Genomic DNA, 14,017 nt, shown 5'->3' with positions numbered 1-14,017 from the left:
GCGAATCCTGGGGACGCTTTGTTCCGGCCACAGCATTGGCCTCGGAAACGACCGCCCCGGCTGCCGAGCGGCTCATTGCGAATCCCTTCTTAGCTAGACTTCGATCCTTGAATGCCCCACGCTTGCCATCAGACTAAACTCTCTCAACGGGAAAAGCTAGTAGGAAATCGTGCAAACTTTTTTCTGGATACAAACCGAACCCATAGTCGCGCGACGAGAGGATCGCTTCGGCGCGAAGCTCGCGAGCCAGCCGATCGGAGCGGCGCAAGGCCTCCTCGCGCCGCGCGACGATAAACCGTTGCAGATCTTCATTGGCCGCGCGGATCGCGCGGTAGCGCTCGCGCGCTTGGCTCGGTGCAAACGGGGCGGCGATCCATCGCCGTTTCATTTCAAGCCATGGCGCGGGCGAAGTTTCATTGTCGGATGCATCGCGCGGCGATTCGGTAATAAATCGCTCCGGATGGAACGTCAGATCGCGCAGCTCGCGTTCGACGTCGCGTAAATCGCCGCCGCTCACCGTCGGGCGCGCGATCGGCAAGTGCAACGTCCCCGAGACGACCATATACGCCGGGGCGTCCAGGCCGAAGAATCGCTCGATGATCGCGTCGGTCAGCCGGTCGTACTTCGCCCCGCCGACGCCGTGCAAGAACAAGTCGCCGAACACGAGCCGCGCCGCCAGCGTTGTCAGCAACGCGCGGCTCCGCAGATGAATTCCGCGATCTCCCAGGGCCGCCAATTGCTGGACGGCTCGCGCCCCATCCGAATCGGCCGACAGAGGAATCGCCACCTCGATCCGCTCTCGATCTGTGAGCAAGATATCATCGCCCCGCTGGCGGGCAAAGACGCGCCTCCGACGCGGATCCTCATCGGTCCAGATCCAGAACGGCGCTTCGAGCCATTGATCGTCGACGGCCAATTCCGGCACCGGATGCGCCTGGCTGCGTACGTGGTAGCAACGGCGATAGTCCGCCAGGGCGGAATTATAAACGTCCCAGAACCGCGGCAGATGGGCCAGTAAATGCGCGCTGAGCCACTGAAACGCCTCGAGTTGGCACACGCAGCTCTGGGGAATCTCGAGCGTCGAGAGCCCCCAGCTCCCTTCCCATTGATGTCGCGACTGCGCCAAGCATTCGCCTAAATTGCGCGTCCGCTGGGAACAGGCAACGGCGAGCGGCCAGTAGTCGATCAGCATGGGATCGGGAACCAGCGGCGCCAGCCGTGCGGCCGCCCGGCGGCCGAAGCTCTCAAACAGCTCTTGGTCCAGAATGGTCCGCGATTGAAATGGAATCTCCGCCGACGGCCGATCGAAGAGCACGCCTTCGACGGTCGGCTCGGCGATCGAACCGCCGGGCACCCGCAACGCCGACGACTTGATCGTGTCGCTGTCGATCACCAGGTTAATCGCCACGCCGTCGTGCCGACGCGCCAAGCGGTCGAGAATAAAGTTCTTCAGCCAGACGCCCGGATGATAGATCTCCGGCTGATGACCGGCGAGAAACAGAGTGTCCGACAACTTCGCCGGCTCCGCGACATCGCGATACGAACGCGTGTGCCGCAGGGCGGCGATCAGCAGCTCGTCGCGCGCTTGGGCCGCGAGCGCGGAAAGTCGGCGCCCTTGCAGCTCGTAGTCCGAGCGGTCGATAATCCGGCGATTGGCCGCCGCCCATTCACCTGCCTCATCGATCGGCGGCAGGATGAGTTTCGCCCCACTCGTCCGCGGCGCTGCCAATTCAGCGTTCGGAATGGGAGGCTTCGGCATCAAGCTATGAGTCGCGGAGGTGTGAGCGAGGATCACGATATAAAGGGGATGCGTAAATGAACTTGGATCCTGCGCCGCCCTACGACTGATCTTCATCGCACACGCCCGAAGCGCAGCAATCGTGCGGCTGATCGGACTCGTTTCGGGCCGATGCGATCGCCGTCAGGCTCCGATCGATGATTTCGTGATAGTATTGCAGTCGCTTGCGTGCGTCGTCCAGCGAGCCGCCGAACGATCGCTCTTCCTCCAAATAGATCAGCGGCACCGGCAACTCGACGATCTTGAGTCTGGCGTGAGCGGCTTGGACCCAAAGCTCCAGAGGCATGGCGTAGCCGGGCTCCTTGATGTCGAGCGCCTCGAGCGCCGACGAGCGATAGGCCTTGAAACCGCAGAACGCGTCGGTCAAGTTCAGGCCGAGCCGGCGGTTCAGCTCGGCCGTGACTTGCAGATTGATTCGGCGTCGATCGGCGGGGGCCAGGCTGTCGCCGTCGAACCGCTCGAGATAACGGCTCCCGGAAACGATATCGGCGTCCCGTGCGGCGGCGACAAATAGCGGAATGCGCTGCGGCGTATGCTGGCCATCGCAATCGATGGTTACTAAGACTTCGTAGCCATGAGCCAGCGTATAGTCGAAGGCGGAGCGCAGTGCAGCGCCGTACCCGCGATTCACCTCATGCGTCACTCGGCGCACGTCGTGCCGCGCGGCGAGCAATTCCGACGTGCCGTCGGTCGAGCCGTCGTCCACCACCAGCACGTCCCGGCTATAGCGCAACACCTCGTCGAGCACGGCCGCCACGTGGCCGACTTCGTTAAAAACGGGCAGTGCAGTTAGAAAATGCGACGACATAATCTCAGCTTGATTTTTCGGGGTGCATTCATTCTAGATCGGGCGAACCGTTCGTCAACGAACGGCGACGTGCGGCGTTTCCCGACAAAATCTCACGATGGACAGTTCGTTTCGATCGAGCGGAGCGGATTGCGCTCACGACGGCTGGCCCATACCGTCGCCGACGGGAATTGCACTGCCAGCAGTTCGGCCAATCCTTCGAGAGCGAATCGCTCGCTGGCGAAATGGCCGGCTAGGATCAGGGCAATTCCAATCGCCTCCGCTTCGAGGCAACTATGGAACCGCGCTTCGCCGGTGACAAAGCAATCGCAATGCAAATCTCGTGCAACGGCAAACAATTCTCCGGCGCTGCCGCAACCGACGGCGACTTTTTGGATCGCGCGGTCCGGATCGCCGACAACCTGCACCGTTTCAATCGATACGAAGCGGCCGGTTCGCTTCGCCAGTTCGGTGAGCTTTAGCGATTTGGCAAGCTTGCCGCAGCGTCCCGTGCCAATCGCCGGATCGTCGACGCCCGGTACGAGTGGCTCGATCGCGTCTAATCCAAGACCTTCGGCTAGCCGTTGGTTAATGCCGCGTCCGGTCGAATCGAAGGCCGTATGCGGACTGTAGACCGCGATCCGCGCCTCGATGAGATCGAGCAGCAGCCGGCCTTCCGGCGAATCTGACGTCACGCGTCGCAGCGGCCGGAACGGCAGCGGATGATGCGTGACGACCAGATCGACCCGCTCGGCGACCGCCTCGCCGACGCTGTCGGGGGTGAGTGTGAGGCAGGTCATCATCCGCTCAACCGGCCGCGCGGCATTGCCGACCAGCAATCCGACGTTGTCCCATTCCTCCGCCAACCGCGGCGGCGCGAAATGTTCGAGGAATTCGGCGATCGAGGCAACTGTGAGCATAAGTGACAAGCGATGGATTGGAGACAAGACGACGTGCAAACTGCACTCCGCATCTCGCATCGGGGTTTACGCCGGGAGTTCGCTCCAGCGTACCACTTTCTTCGGCTATCGAGTATGATCCACCCGCTATGCAGTGCAAAGCCATCGAACCATCGGAAGCGAAGATTCTTGAAGCAGTGGCGTGGATTCGCCGGCGGTGGAATGGCATGCCGCGCGCCGGACTGATTCTGGGCACTGGATTAGGGCACTTCGCCGACGAAGTTCAAGCCGAAACGATTCTGCCGTATGAATCGATTCCACACTTTGAACGGGCGACGGCGCTGGGGCATCGAGGGCGGCTCGTATGCGGCCACGTCGCGAATTTGCCGGTCGTCGTGATGGACGGCCGGCTGCATGCCTACGAAGGCTACTCATTCGCCGAAATCACGTTTCCGACGCGCGTGATTCACGCGCTCGGGATCGAATTGCTGATCGTCACCAACTCCGCCGGCGGGTTAAATCCGCAATACTCGCCCGGCGACATCCTCTTGATCGCCGACCACATCAACTTAATGTTCGGCACTTTCGAATCGGCGTGTGCCACTGGCCAGCAACGTCGGCCAGTGGCATCCCAACCCGCGCGACACTGGCCGACTTCGCTGGCCAGTGCTACCCAAGCTGCTGCTGGCTTGTCCAGCAATGACGCGCTGCCGATCACCGCGATGCGCCCAAGTCCCTACGATCCGTCCCTGCTCGCGCGCGCCGCCGCAATCGCCCGCCGCGCGAACTTCGTGGCCCATCAAGGAGTTTACATTGCCGTGACCGGGCCGAACTACGAGACACGGGCCGAATATCGTTTCCTGCGGCGCATCGGCGGCGACGCAGTCGGCATGTCCACCGTACCCGAGGTGACGGTCGCCGCGCAATTGGGCCTGCGCATCTTGGCCCTCTCGACGATCACCAACCTCGGCCTGCCCGACGCCCCGCACAAAACCCACGCCGCCGATGTCATCGCGGCGGCGGCCAAGTCCGAACCAAAAGTGCGGTGGATATTATTGGAGATACTGGCGAGCGAATCGAGCCGCGAGTATTGCAATCGGCCGACAAGTGACGAACTCGATAGGGCTCGAAGCGCGTAGCTCCACGGCACAATTGCCGCGGCTAACTCCCTGACGCTCGTGCCGCCACGACGCGATGGAAGTGCAGGCGCACTTCGCCGGAGACCACTCGGCGGACGCCTTCCACGAGGCAGTGCGGCTCGTTGTCTTCCTGGCCGCTGCGCATGATTTCGTCGAGCCTCATGCCCGGCGGGACGGTGAACGTCGATTGATAGACGATCTGATTGCCGGCGTCGAGTTCCGGGACGATGAAGTGGCAGGTCGCGCCGTAGGTCAGCATGCGGACGGCATAGGCCTCGTGATAGGGCCGCATGCCGGGAAAGCTGGGCAGCAGGCCGTGATGCAGATTGACGATCCGGCCGCCGGCGTATTTCCAACAGACCGACGGTGAAAGAATCCTCATGTAGCGGGCGAGAACGATGTAGTCCACCTCGTATTGATCGCACAATTCTATCAATCGATTTTCGTCGGCCGCGCCGTTCTCGTCGCCGATCGAGTGCCAGTCGATGCCGAACTGCTCGGCCAGCGCGCGGCAGTGATTGCGGTTGCCGAGCATGACGGCCGCCTCGGCGGCGATCGTCCGATCGCGGATCGCCCGCAGCAGGGCCAGCGGCGGCTCGGGGCGAAGCGTCGTGCAAATGGCGAGTCGGGGCCGGGCCGCTCGCACGTCCGGCGACCACACTCGGATCGAGAGTTTCTTGGTCGCGCCGATCTCTTCAAGCGCAGATTTCAGATCGGCGAAGTGAGCCCCGTCCAATTCGATGCGCAGGAGCATGGCGAAGAGGCATTCCTCGTCATGGTCATACATCTGGATCTCGGCGATATTGGCGCCCAGCCCTGTGACGTGATGAATAATCGGATCGGCCAACCCGCGGTTATCCGGCCCGACAGCGGAGATCGTAACTTGCATTGGACGATTGATGCGAAGGAGACCGCAGATGAAATCCGCTGGCCGTTGACTGACGAAGAGCCCGATTCCATCTTACCCTGAAACTCCACGGCACAACGCGGCGAACCGGCCGAGGATGCCGTCGCCGAGCGATTTGAGCGGGCCGATTCGGTCGGGCGTTTGCCGGCGGATCGCCTCCGGATCGATATAATCCAATCCGTCCAATTCGCCGCAATTTCCCGGCTCGCCAAGCCAACTTGCAATGATCTCCGGCGTGACCTCGAGGTGGAATTGCAATCCATACGCCACCCGGCCAAAACGAAACGCTTGGTTTTCGCATTGTTCGCTGTGAGCCAGGCGCACGGCCCCGTCGGGCAAATCGAACGTGTCGCCGTGCCATTGGAAGACGGTTTCAGTCGGCCGGCAGTCGCCGAAGAGTTGGTCGCTGCGGGCGGCATCGGTCAGTCCGATCTCGTACCAGCCGATCTCCTTGACTCGGTTGGGATAGACGCGCGATCCCAGGGCTTTGGACAGCAATTGCGAACCGAGGCAAACGCCGAGCACGGGCAGCCCAGCGTCGACCGATTGACGAATCCATTTCACCTCGTCGGCGAGAAACGGATAGCGATCGGTCTCATCGACATTCATCGGCCCCCCCATCACGATCAATCCGGCGAGCTGCTCTGGATTAAACGTTCGCAACGATTCGTGGAACAGATCGACCACGCTGAAAACCAATTGCTCGCGGCGCAAAACGTCCTCGATCGTGCCAAGACCTTCGTGGGCAACGTGTCGCAGTGCAAGAACGGGCTTCATGCCATCAGCTTATCGCGCCTGCATTCCGCCGACAAACGCGCATTGATCGCCGACGTTGGCTGCCGTTGCGATTTTCGCAACCGCCGCTGGCAGCGTCGGCAACGGCCGGGGTCGAGCGTCAGACCTCTAGGCCGGCGAGAGAGTGGGCGGCTATAATCCGGGCCGAACGGCAGGCCGCCGCAATTATGCCGGCGGCAGAGAGGTCAAGGATGCGATCGATCGCGATTTTGAATCAGAAAGGGGGCGTCGGCAAGACGACCACCGCCGTCAATCTCAGCGCCGCGCTCGCGGCCTCAGGGCAGCGGGTCTGCTTGATCGATCTCGACCCGCAAGCCCACGCGTCGCTGCACCTCGGCGTGACCACCGGAAATTCGGAGCGATCAGTGTATGATGTGCTCACCGGCGACGCGGCATTGGCCGAGGCCCGGCGGCAGGTGAGCGAGAATCTTTGGGTTATCGGTTCGCACATCGATCTGGCCGCCGCGGAAGTGGAATTGGTGGGAGTGGTCGGGCGCGAGGTCGTGCTGCGCGATAAGTTGCTCGAAGACGCTCAGTCGCCTGACGCGCCGTCTTTCGACTTCTTGCTAATCGATTGTCCGCCGTCGCTCGGCATTTTGACGCTCAACGCCCTGGCGGCAGTCGATGAGGTCTTCCTGCCGCTGCAACCCCATTTTCTGGCCTTGCACGGGCTAAGCAAGCTGCTGCAAACGATCGAACTGGTGTCGAAGCGACTGAACGATCGGCTGCGCTTGACCGGCATCGTCTTTTGTCTTTACGAGTCCGGTACGCGGCTGGCGGCGGAAGTGGGGCGCGACGTCGAGGAGTTTTTCAAGGGACAACGGGAGGCGCGCGGCCCTTGGTCCGAAGCTCGGATGTTCAGCACCCGCATCCGCCGCAATATCCGCCTGGCCGAGGCCCCGAGTTTTGGCCAATCGATCTTCCAATACGCGGCCGATTCCCATGGCGCGGAAGACTATCGGCAGTTGGCGGAAGAAGTGCTGGACGTGGCGAGGGGCGAGGGGCGAGAGACGAGGGAAGCGCAAGCGGACGCCCGCTAACTGGTTACTTCTCGGTCTTCTTGCCTACCCCGGCCGAATTTCAAGTCGGTAGTTGGCAGTAGACGCGCGAGCGATGCCCTGCCTCCGGCCTCCTGCCCACTGCCTCCTGTCTCCCCTCGCCCCTCCGGATATGCGGGCTGTGCGGGAGTTGTGTGCGCGCCGTGACGGATTTGCCGCGGATGCGAACCAGCGACTTTTTTTGCCCTGCCTAGACCGCAGCGCGGGCAGCGATTGCAGTGCCGGGGGTTTCAGAAAACCGCCGCGTGAGGGCTAAATCGCGAAGACTCCGCCGCCACGCCGGACGATTCTGAGTGGTGCAGAACGGAGTGTTGGCAGGGAACGGATTTCCATCGCCTTTGGAACGCGACCAGGCGTCCTGGTCTTGTTGGACGAATGCACCGGCTCAACTGAACGGGGTCGGGTAACGCGTTACGGAATAGTGTCCTTCAAAAGGAGTGTTGAAGATGAAATCCGCCAGAATGATTGCTCTGGCGCTGATGGTCAGCGGACTGACCACGTCCAGCGCTTGGGCCCAATACGGCGACCCTGAAGCCCCGCCTTCAGCGGCCGTCCCCAGCCTTCTGCCGCTTCCAGAACTCTCTTCGCCCTGGTCAAACGGCAACTACGCATCGCTCACGCCGGTCGTTGATCCGACGGCTGGACAGCCCTACGCGCTCATGGCGCGGTATCAACCGGCGCCGGGCGGGCAGGTTCAGCCCGCCGCCCCGGATGCATCGCACGACGTTTATGATGCCATGCAGGCTCCGACCGGTTGTGCTGATTGTGCCGGCGGCTGCGAAGGCGGTTGTGGCTGTTGCTGCCCGACTTGGACCGGCTACGCGGGCGGAATCGTGATGACCCGCAACCAGCCGAATAAATTCTGGACCACCTACGATCAAACCAACAATAACTTCCAGAACCTCAACACCGAAGACGCCAACGTCCATTGGGACGGCGGCGGTGAATTCGGCATCGGCTACAACTTCTGTTGCGAATGCGGCGTCGAGCTGACCTACTGGGGCATCTGGAACATGAATGGGTTTGCCAGCGTGTCGTCGGCGACCAACAACCTCGGCACCCCGATGGACACCACCAATGGAGCGGCCGGCCTGCTCCTCGGCGGCCAAACTCCCGATAGCTTCTTCACCAATGCCCATGAGGCCCTGATCTGGCGGAACGACCAGGTCAACAACGTCGAGATCAACTTCACCTACAACCCCTGTGCCGCGGACACCTGCGCTTATCTACAAACGACTTGGTTGTATGGCGTGCGGTTCTTCAACTTTGATGAGAACTTGCTCTGGACTTCGGTGGCGGGCGGCTTCAACTTTGGCGACAACGGCGGCGCCGATCAGGCCAACTTGAATGTGCACTGCGAGAACGACATGGCCGGCTTCCAGATCGGCGCCCTGGTGAACTACAAGCTCACCAATCGGCTGTCTATCTTCGGCCTGCCGAAGATGGGCATCTTTGGCGACTACGCTCAGGCAGAGTCGCGCTACTATCGCGGCGACGGGATCGTCAACTTCGACATCGTCGGGCACAAAGACACGGTCTCGTTCCTCGGCTCGTTCGATTTGGGCTTGAACTACGACGTCGGACAGCGTTGGAGCATCGTGGGCGGTTATCGCGTGGTGGCGGTGAGCGGCATTGCCTTGTCGGACAATCAGATCCCGCACTTCCTGGCGGCGGCGAGCGAATTCGCCGACGTGAAGACCAACGGCGATTTGATCGTGCATGGCGCCTTCCTGGGCGCGACGTTCCGGTTCTAGAACGAATGTGGTCGGTTCGCGGACTCCTTTTCAACCGCGTCAGTGATCCCCGGTCGGCAACCATCCGCCGACCGGGGATTTTTTTTGTTAGCGCCTACCGGAGAAACGCCGGGTGGAACATCCGCCGCGGCGGGAACTGTCCTTATTTTGCGGAGCGAGCGCCATCGCGCACCAAAATGAATTGCCGAAGATCGTCACCGTAACTTGGCCCATTGTACAAAATCCCCTGGCCCAATTTCTACGCCGGGTTCACGGGTCAGGTCCCACAGCCAGCTCTTCCGCGCGATTGACGAGCCGCTCAATTTGAATGTTCGGATCAAATATGGCGTATCGGGCGGCGAACGATTGAGCGGCTTCTGCGAACTGGTCGCGCGCGAGCAGCAGCCGCAGAGCGTCGATGGTCTGCTTCGACTCGTTCGGAGACGTGGCGACCGCCGCACCTAATCGTTCGGCCGCTTGGGCGTTGAGCGCCTGCTCCAGAAAGATGGGAATGTGCAAGGCCGGCTTGCCTGCGAGCAGCATCGCCACGGTCGTCGCATGAGTCCCGTTGAGGATCGCGAGATTGCACTCGCGCGCCGCCTGGGCCATTTCGACCGGCTTATCCACAAATCGGAGTGTCGGGTTGCGGCACTCGTTCCGAAGCCGCGGGTCGACGCCGGGAGCGAAGATCATGCTCGGATTCGGCAGCCCATTGAGCGCGGCCAAGAGTTGCGGAAGCGCCTTGAACGGCTTCAGGTAGGCGAAGATTCTCCGCCCTCGTCCCGGCGGCCATTGCGGCGGCTCTCCCATGCCGGCGCTCCACACGTCCCAATACTCGGTCTCCGGCGGGCGCGAATAGGAATCCAACTCGCGGAACGTCAGCAGGAAATCTCGATCGACGGGTTGATAGAGCTGCGCGACACGCGCTAGCGGTTGCTCAGCCCAACGGTCGAGCACCGCATTGATATTGTCAAGCACTCGCGACTCGTGCGCCTTCAACAGAGTCGCGTCCGGCTGGAACCACGTGCGCAAGTTTGGCAGCGGTGTCACGTCGGGCGGGCTAAAAAACCCAGTGCCGACGAGCGGTTCACGCCGAGCGGGAGCAACTGGATGCCGTCCAGTCCGGGCACAACCTATTGGGCGCTCGGGGACAACGAAGGCTCGGTGCGCGATTGGATCGTCTCCGGCTCGCTCGTCGACCACATCGTGTACGACAGCTTCGGCAAGATCTACAGCCAGTCGAGCACGTCGGTCCCGTTTGCGTTCATGCACAGCGGGGTGTTCTACGACCCGAACATCGGCCTCGAATACCACAACGACCCGTCGAGCGGCTTGCCCGGCCGCTGGTATTATCCCACCGACCAGCGTTGGCTGAGCGAAGACCCGGCGGGCCTGACCTTCGACTCGGACCCCTTCCGCTACGTCGGCAACAGCCCGACGAATCTCATCGACCCGAGCGGGTTGGCGGGGGAATTCGATATCGGTTTCGTCGGCGGGAGCGGCGGGTCTGGCGGGTTCGAGTTCGGGGGCGGGGGCGGCGGGGGGTTGTTGGGGGCGGGCGGCGGTGGACCCATGACCGCCGGGCTCGACGGAGGCGGGGGCGGCGAGGGATTGTTGGGGCCGGGGGGCGGAGGAGGAGGAGGAGGTGGCGGAGACGGACAAATCGCCAACTCGCAGGGCGTGTGGTTCCCTTGGAGTGGTGATCCGCAGAGCACCCATAGCTACTGGGTGGACCGCCACCACCACGCGTGGTACGGCGGACCGGGGCATTCAGACGACGGCATTGGTAATCGTCAGGAGTGGCTTAACGAAATCAACTCACCCATCGCAGCGTCGCCGACGCCGGACCCGCCGTTCCCAGTACCAAACGGGGGCGAAGGGAATGGTTGGAAATGGAACCGCGACCCTGGAAATACACGTAAGGGTACATACGGACCGCGAAGGCCAATACCGAACCAGAGCCAACCGAACGCGAGCTGGGACGGAGACGGCCCTGTTCCTCACTGGGACGTAAATGACGGCCTTGGCAGTCCGGTTCAGCATTTCGATCCGGATGGCAATCCGCTCACGCCAGATCAGGCCCACCCCTATCAGCCCCCTCCGGTACACAGGAGCATTCCGATTCCTCCGTGGATTTTAATATTGGGCATCTGGGACTAATCCCTGCTGGCACACCACTATTGTCGCAGGCCCTAGAAAACAATACATTTTACGCGTGAAGGCCATAATCCCGCAACTGCCGCGTCGTTCGCGACGACAAAACTCAAATGAGCCGCCATTAATGCCGCGTTTTCGTGTTGAGCCGCCCTTCGGAGTAAGCTCGAAAACTCTTACTTGACCGACGCGCTCTTGGCTCCTGAAGATCGCGTCGCGGTCCGGCTCGAAAGTGCCTCGGAAAGAATCCCTTATGCTACGGGGACCTTATGAAGATAGTTTCGCAACAGGAATGCGAGGAGTGGCTGCGGGGCAACCTCGGGAAAACTCTCTCGGTGGAGACGCTGGATGAAGAATACCCGCATTGCGTCACCTATTGGCATCCAGCCGAAGCCCTGAAGCTAACAGCACTCGCAAATATGGTGATCCACTACTGTTCTCTTGACATCAGGCAACCAGGGCTGTTTTGGATCACCGCCTGGGGAATCGCGATGGAGAATATGGCGCTCTTCGACGGCTACCGGAAATCTTTGGGTGAGAATCGCCACGTTTTTGACTCTCCCGGCCATGTATTTGGCGAGTCGGATGTACAGCAGCTAGAGTGCCTGCTCGACCTTGCGCTTTATTTCTATTGGGACGCCGTCCTCTTCGAGGGAGGCGGTAGAATTGCATTCAATTGCAGCCATGGCGGGTTCGTTGCCGTCCACGCAAAGGATGAGGAGCGGCTAAAGCAGTTCGCCCAAAGCCTCGATCGCCTAAGTCTCAAGCCATGGGGGAAACTAACGGTGTAGGGCTGGAAAGCGGAAAAACTAAAGGGAAAACTCGAACGCGCGTAGGCGAGGAAAAGGGGACATTCTACTTTCTCGTGAAAAGTAGAATGTCCCCTTTTCTTGCCCCGGCTCGAAATGGCCTCGGAAAGAATTCATTATGCGATGGGGACTTTATGAAGATGCTTTCGCAGCACGAATGCGAGGAATGGCTGAAGGCGAACGTCGGGCCAACCGTAACATTGGAAAATGTCGAAGACGGTTATCCGCATCGGGTTAGCTACTCGATGCCAGTCGATACGGGCAAGAAGACGGCGCTCGCACACTACGTTACTCACTATTCTTCTATTGATGTTCGGCAACCCGGGCTGTTTTGGATCACGCTCCATGGGGTCTGGCCGTCGTCGGAGAATATGGCGATATTCGATGGTTACCGGAGTTCGTTAGGTGAGACTCGTCCTCTCGATGAAGCCCCGGGCCTCGTTTTTGATCACACGGATCTGCAAGCGCTAGAATGTTTGCTCGCGCTGACACTTTATTTTTATTGGGACTCAAGCCTCTTGGATGGAGCCGGGAAAGTCCTATTCAAGACCGGCCACGATGAGTGGCTTTCCGTCTGCGCGAAGGATGAGGCACACCTAGCGCGGTTTGTGGACACTCTTGATCGTCTAAAGCTCACAAGACGGCAGTAAGGGCGCAACGCGGGGCGTAGAAAAGGGGATAAGTCGGCTCTGTTGAAAACCCATCTCTCTAGTTATTGACGATTTTGAAAAGGTGTCGTTTTCTTCGAGAAAAACACCACTTCGATTTTGGCCAAACCCATCGAGTGAGTGAGGTTTTCAACAGAGCCGGCCAGGGGCCTTTGTAAAATGGGCGAGCTTGCAGTGACGATCTTTGGCAATTCATTTTGGTGCGCGCCGAGCAGAACCTCCGCGCGCACATCTGTTGATTGTGTGAAGGGTTCTCAGACAATAATGCTCGTCAGGCTTTGAAAGCCGGGGTCGGAACGGATGGGGTCGAAGTCGGATTCCTTTTCGGCGAGTTGTCGGAGTTTTTGGGTCCATCGAGAAGGCTTACGAAAGAGACTGGTGCGCTGCTTGAGTGGTTGAGTTCGCCCAGAATCCAGCCCGACAACGCGTTGGCCCCGAGCAATCAAGCCGACTCGGTCTCCCGGCACTGCTTAACTTTTTCCCCGGTTGCGCGCGGTCGGGGATAATGCGGCCATGCAAACGGAGCCGCCCAAAGCTGACCCGCCAAAGCGCAAACGCCGCTGGTTCCAATACCGACTGCGGACGCTATTCCTCGTTGTAACAATCCTTGCGGTTCCGTGCGGTTGGCTTGCGAATCAAGCCCGGATCGTGGAGGAACGCAAGGCCCTTCGGTCGTGGTTGCTGGACAACGGTGGCGTGATTGAAGATGTGCAATACGAGATGGAGCATCACGAGATGTCACAGATCCCATAGATTCGCCCTCTAATGGGCGATCATACGGCATTGATCATCAATTTTCCAAAAGGTAATTCCAAGCCGCAAGCGCATCGGATGAAGACCCTTTTCCCTGAAGCTGCGTTCGGTTTTATGACCGAGTACCCCGAGCGCGCACCCTGGCCCAATGCACGGTGAATGACGCCTAGGCATCGTTGTTGCAGCGAAGCCAGTCGCCGGCGCGCTTCGCGGCATGTCTGCGTGGGCTTGGCTGGCGGGAATAGGGATTCTGGCTCACGGCATGACGCGCGATCATGCCCGCGACTAACCGAGACGCCGTCAGACATTCCCGAGCAGCGGCTTTGGCAGTTTTACTCTGGATGGTCAGATAGATAGTCGGCGTACGCGCCTCCCTTCTCGCCCATCATTTGCCTGTCGCGCCAGCGTCCATCGCTTTGCCCAATTGTGCCAGGCCGGCTTGGGCGACGGCGACATCATCATCCGATTTGCCGCCGCTGAAAACGGCGAGTAGATAGCCGGGCGAATGTTTCTCGAT

General features: G+C 60.6%; 13 protein-coding genes. 7 read left to right on the top strand and 6 right to left on the bottom strand.

Translation table 11 applies throughout. From position 1 onward, the window contains the following. Nucleotides 1–133: 133 nt before the first annotated feature. The 3 genes from VGY55_02715 to VGY55_02705 all read right to left on the bottom strand — a co-directional run bounded on the left by VGY55_02715 (nt 134) and on the right by VGY55_02705 (nt 3,505). On the bottom strand, nt 134–1,855 hold the full coding sequence (locus tag VGY55_02715) for a hypothetical protein (protein HEV2968873.1): 1,722 nt from the start codon (nt 1,853–1,855) through the stop codon (nt 134–136). Next, nucleotides 1,839–2,606 (bottom strand): glycosyltransferase family 2 protein, encoded by a 768-nt coding sequence (locus VGY55_02710; GenBank protein HEV2968872.1) that lies wholly within the window; start codon nt 2,604–2,606, stop codon nt 1,839–1,841. Before VGY55_02710 ends, VGY55_02715 begins: the two co-directional genes overlap by 17 nt. A 92-nt stretch (nt 2,607–2,698) precedes the next feature. Continuing rightward, nucleotides 2,699–3,505, bottom strand: coding sequence for a Nif3-like dinuclear metal center hexameric protein (locus VGY55_02705; protein HEV2968871.1), 807 nt, complete (start codon nt 3,503–3,505; stop codon nt 2,699–2,701). Nucleotides 3,506–3,633: 128 nt separating this feature from the next. Between VGY55_02705 and VGY55_02700 the strand changes: the two genes are divergently transcribed. Then, nucleotides 3,634–4,623 (top strand): purine-nucleoside phosphorylase, encoded by a 990-nt coding sequence (locus tag VGY55_02700; protein ID HEV2968870.1) that lies wholly within the window; start codon nt 3,634–3,636, stop codon nt 4,621–4,623. 22 nt (nt 4,624–4,645) lie between these two features. Here the strand turns inward: VGY55_02700 and VGY55_02695 are convergent, their stop codons facing one another. After that, complete coding sequence (locus VGY55_02695) at nt 4,646–5,512, bottom strand: formyltransferase family protein (protein HEV2968869.1); 867 nt, start codon at nt 5,510–5,512, stop codon at nt 4,646–4,648. 72 nt (nt 5,513–5,584) lie between these two features. Further along, a complete protein-coding gene (locus VGY55_02690) occupies nt 5,585–6,307 on the bottom strand; it encodes a gamma-glutamyl-gamma-aminobutyrate hydrolase family protein (protein ID HEV2968868.1) in 723 nt (240 codons plus the stop codon). Nucleotides 6,308–6,516: 209 nt separating this feature from the next. Between VGY55_02690 and VGY55_02685 the strand changes: the two genes are divergently transcribed. Next, on the top strand, nt 6,517–7,365 hold the full coding sequence (locus VGY55_02685; GenBank protein ID HEV2968867.1) for an AAA family ATPase: 849 nt from the start codon (nt 6,517–6,519) through the stop codon (nt 7,363–7,365). A 464-nt stretch (nt 7,366–7,829) separates the two neighbouring features. Then, nucleotides 7,830–9,137, top strand: coding sequence for a hypothetical protein (locus VGY55_02680; protein ID HEV2968866.1), 1,308 nt, complete (start codon nt 7,830–7,832; stop codon nt 9,135–9,137). A gap of 249 nt (nt 9,138–9,386) precedes the next feature. On the opposite strand, the gene VGY55_02675 is transcribed toward VGY55_02680, so the two are convergent. After that, nucleotides 9,387–10,166, bottom strand: coding sequence for a hypothetical protein (locus tag VGY55_02675; protein ID HEV2968865.1), 780 nt, complete (start codon nt 10,164–10,166; stop codon nt 9,387–9,389). Nucleotides 10,167–10,226: 60 nt separating this feature from the next. Between VGY55_02675 and VGY55_02670 the strand changes: the two genes are divergently transcribed. The 4 genes from VGY55_02670 (at nt 10,227) to VGY55_02655 (ending at nt 13,500) form a co-directional block, all read left to right on the top strand. After that, the gene (locus VGY55_02670; protein HEV2968864.1) at nt 10,227–11,276 is read left to right on the top strand and encodes an RHS repeat-associated core domain-containing protein; all 1,050 of its coding nucleotides are present in this window, start codon (nt 10,227–10,229) and stop codon (nt 11,274–11,276) included. Nucleotides 11,277–11,539: 263 nt separating this feature from the next. After that, nucleotides 11,540–12,061 (top strand): hypothetical protein, encoded by a 522-nt coding sequence (locus tag VGY55_02665; GenBank protein ID HEV2968863.1) that lies wholly within the window; start codon nt 11,540–11,542, stop codon nt 12,059–12,061. Nucleotides 12,062–12,213: 152 nt separating this feature from the next. Beyond that, complete coding sequence (locus tag VGY55_02660; GenBank protein HEV2968862.1) at nt 12,214–12,729, top strand: hypothetical protein; 516 nt, start codon at nt 12,214–12,216, stop codon at nt 12,727–12,729. 531 nt (nt 12,730–13,260) lie between these two features. Beyond that, on the top strand, nt 13,261–13,500 hold the full coding sequence (locus VGY55_02655; protein ID HEV2968861.1) for a hypothetical protein: 240 nt from the start codon (nt 13,261–13,263) through the stop codon (nt 13,498–13,500). Nucleotides 13,501–14,017: the final 517 nt, after the last annotated feature.

The organism is Pirellulales bacterium (assembly GCA_035939775.1).
Classification (GTDB): domain Bacteria; phylum Planctomycetota; class Planctomycetia; order Pirellulales; family DATAWG01; genus DASZFO01.
This window is presented reverse-complemented; position numbering and strand designations above follow the sequence as displayed.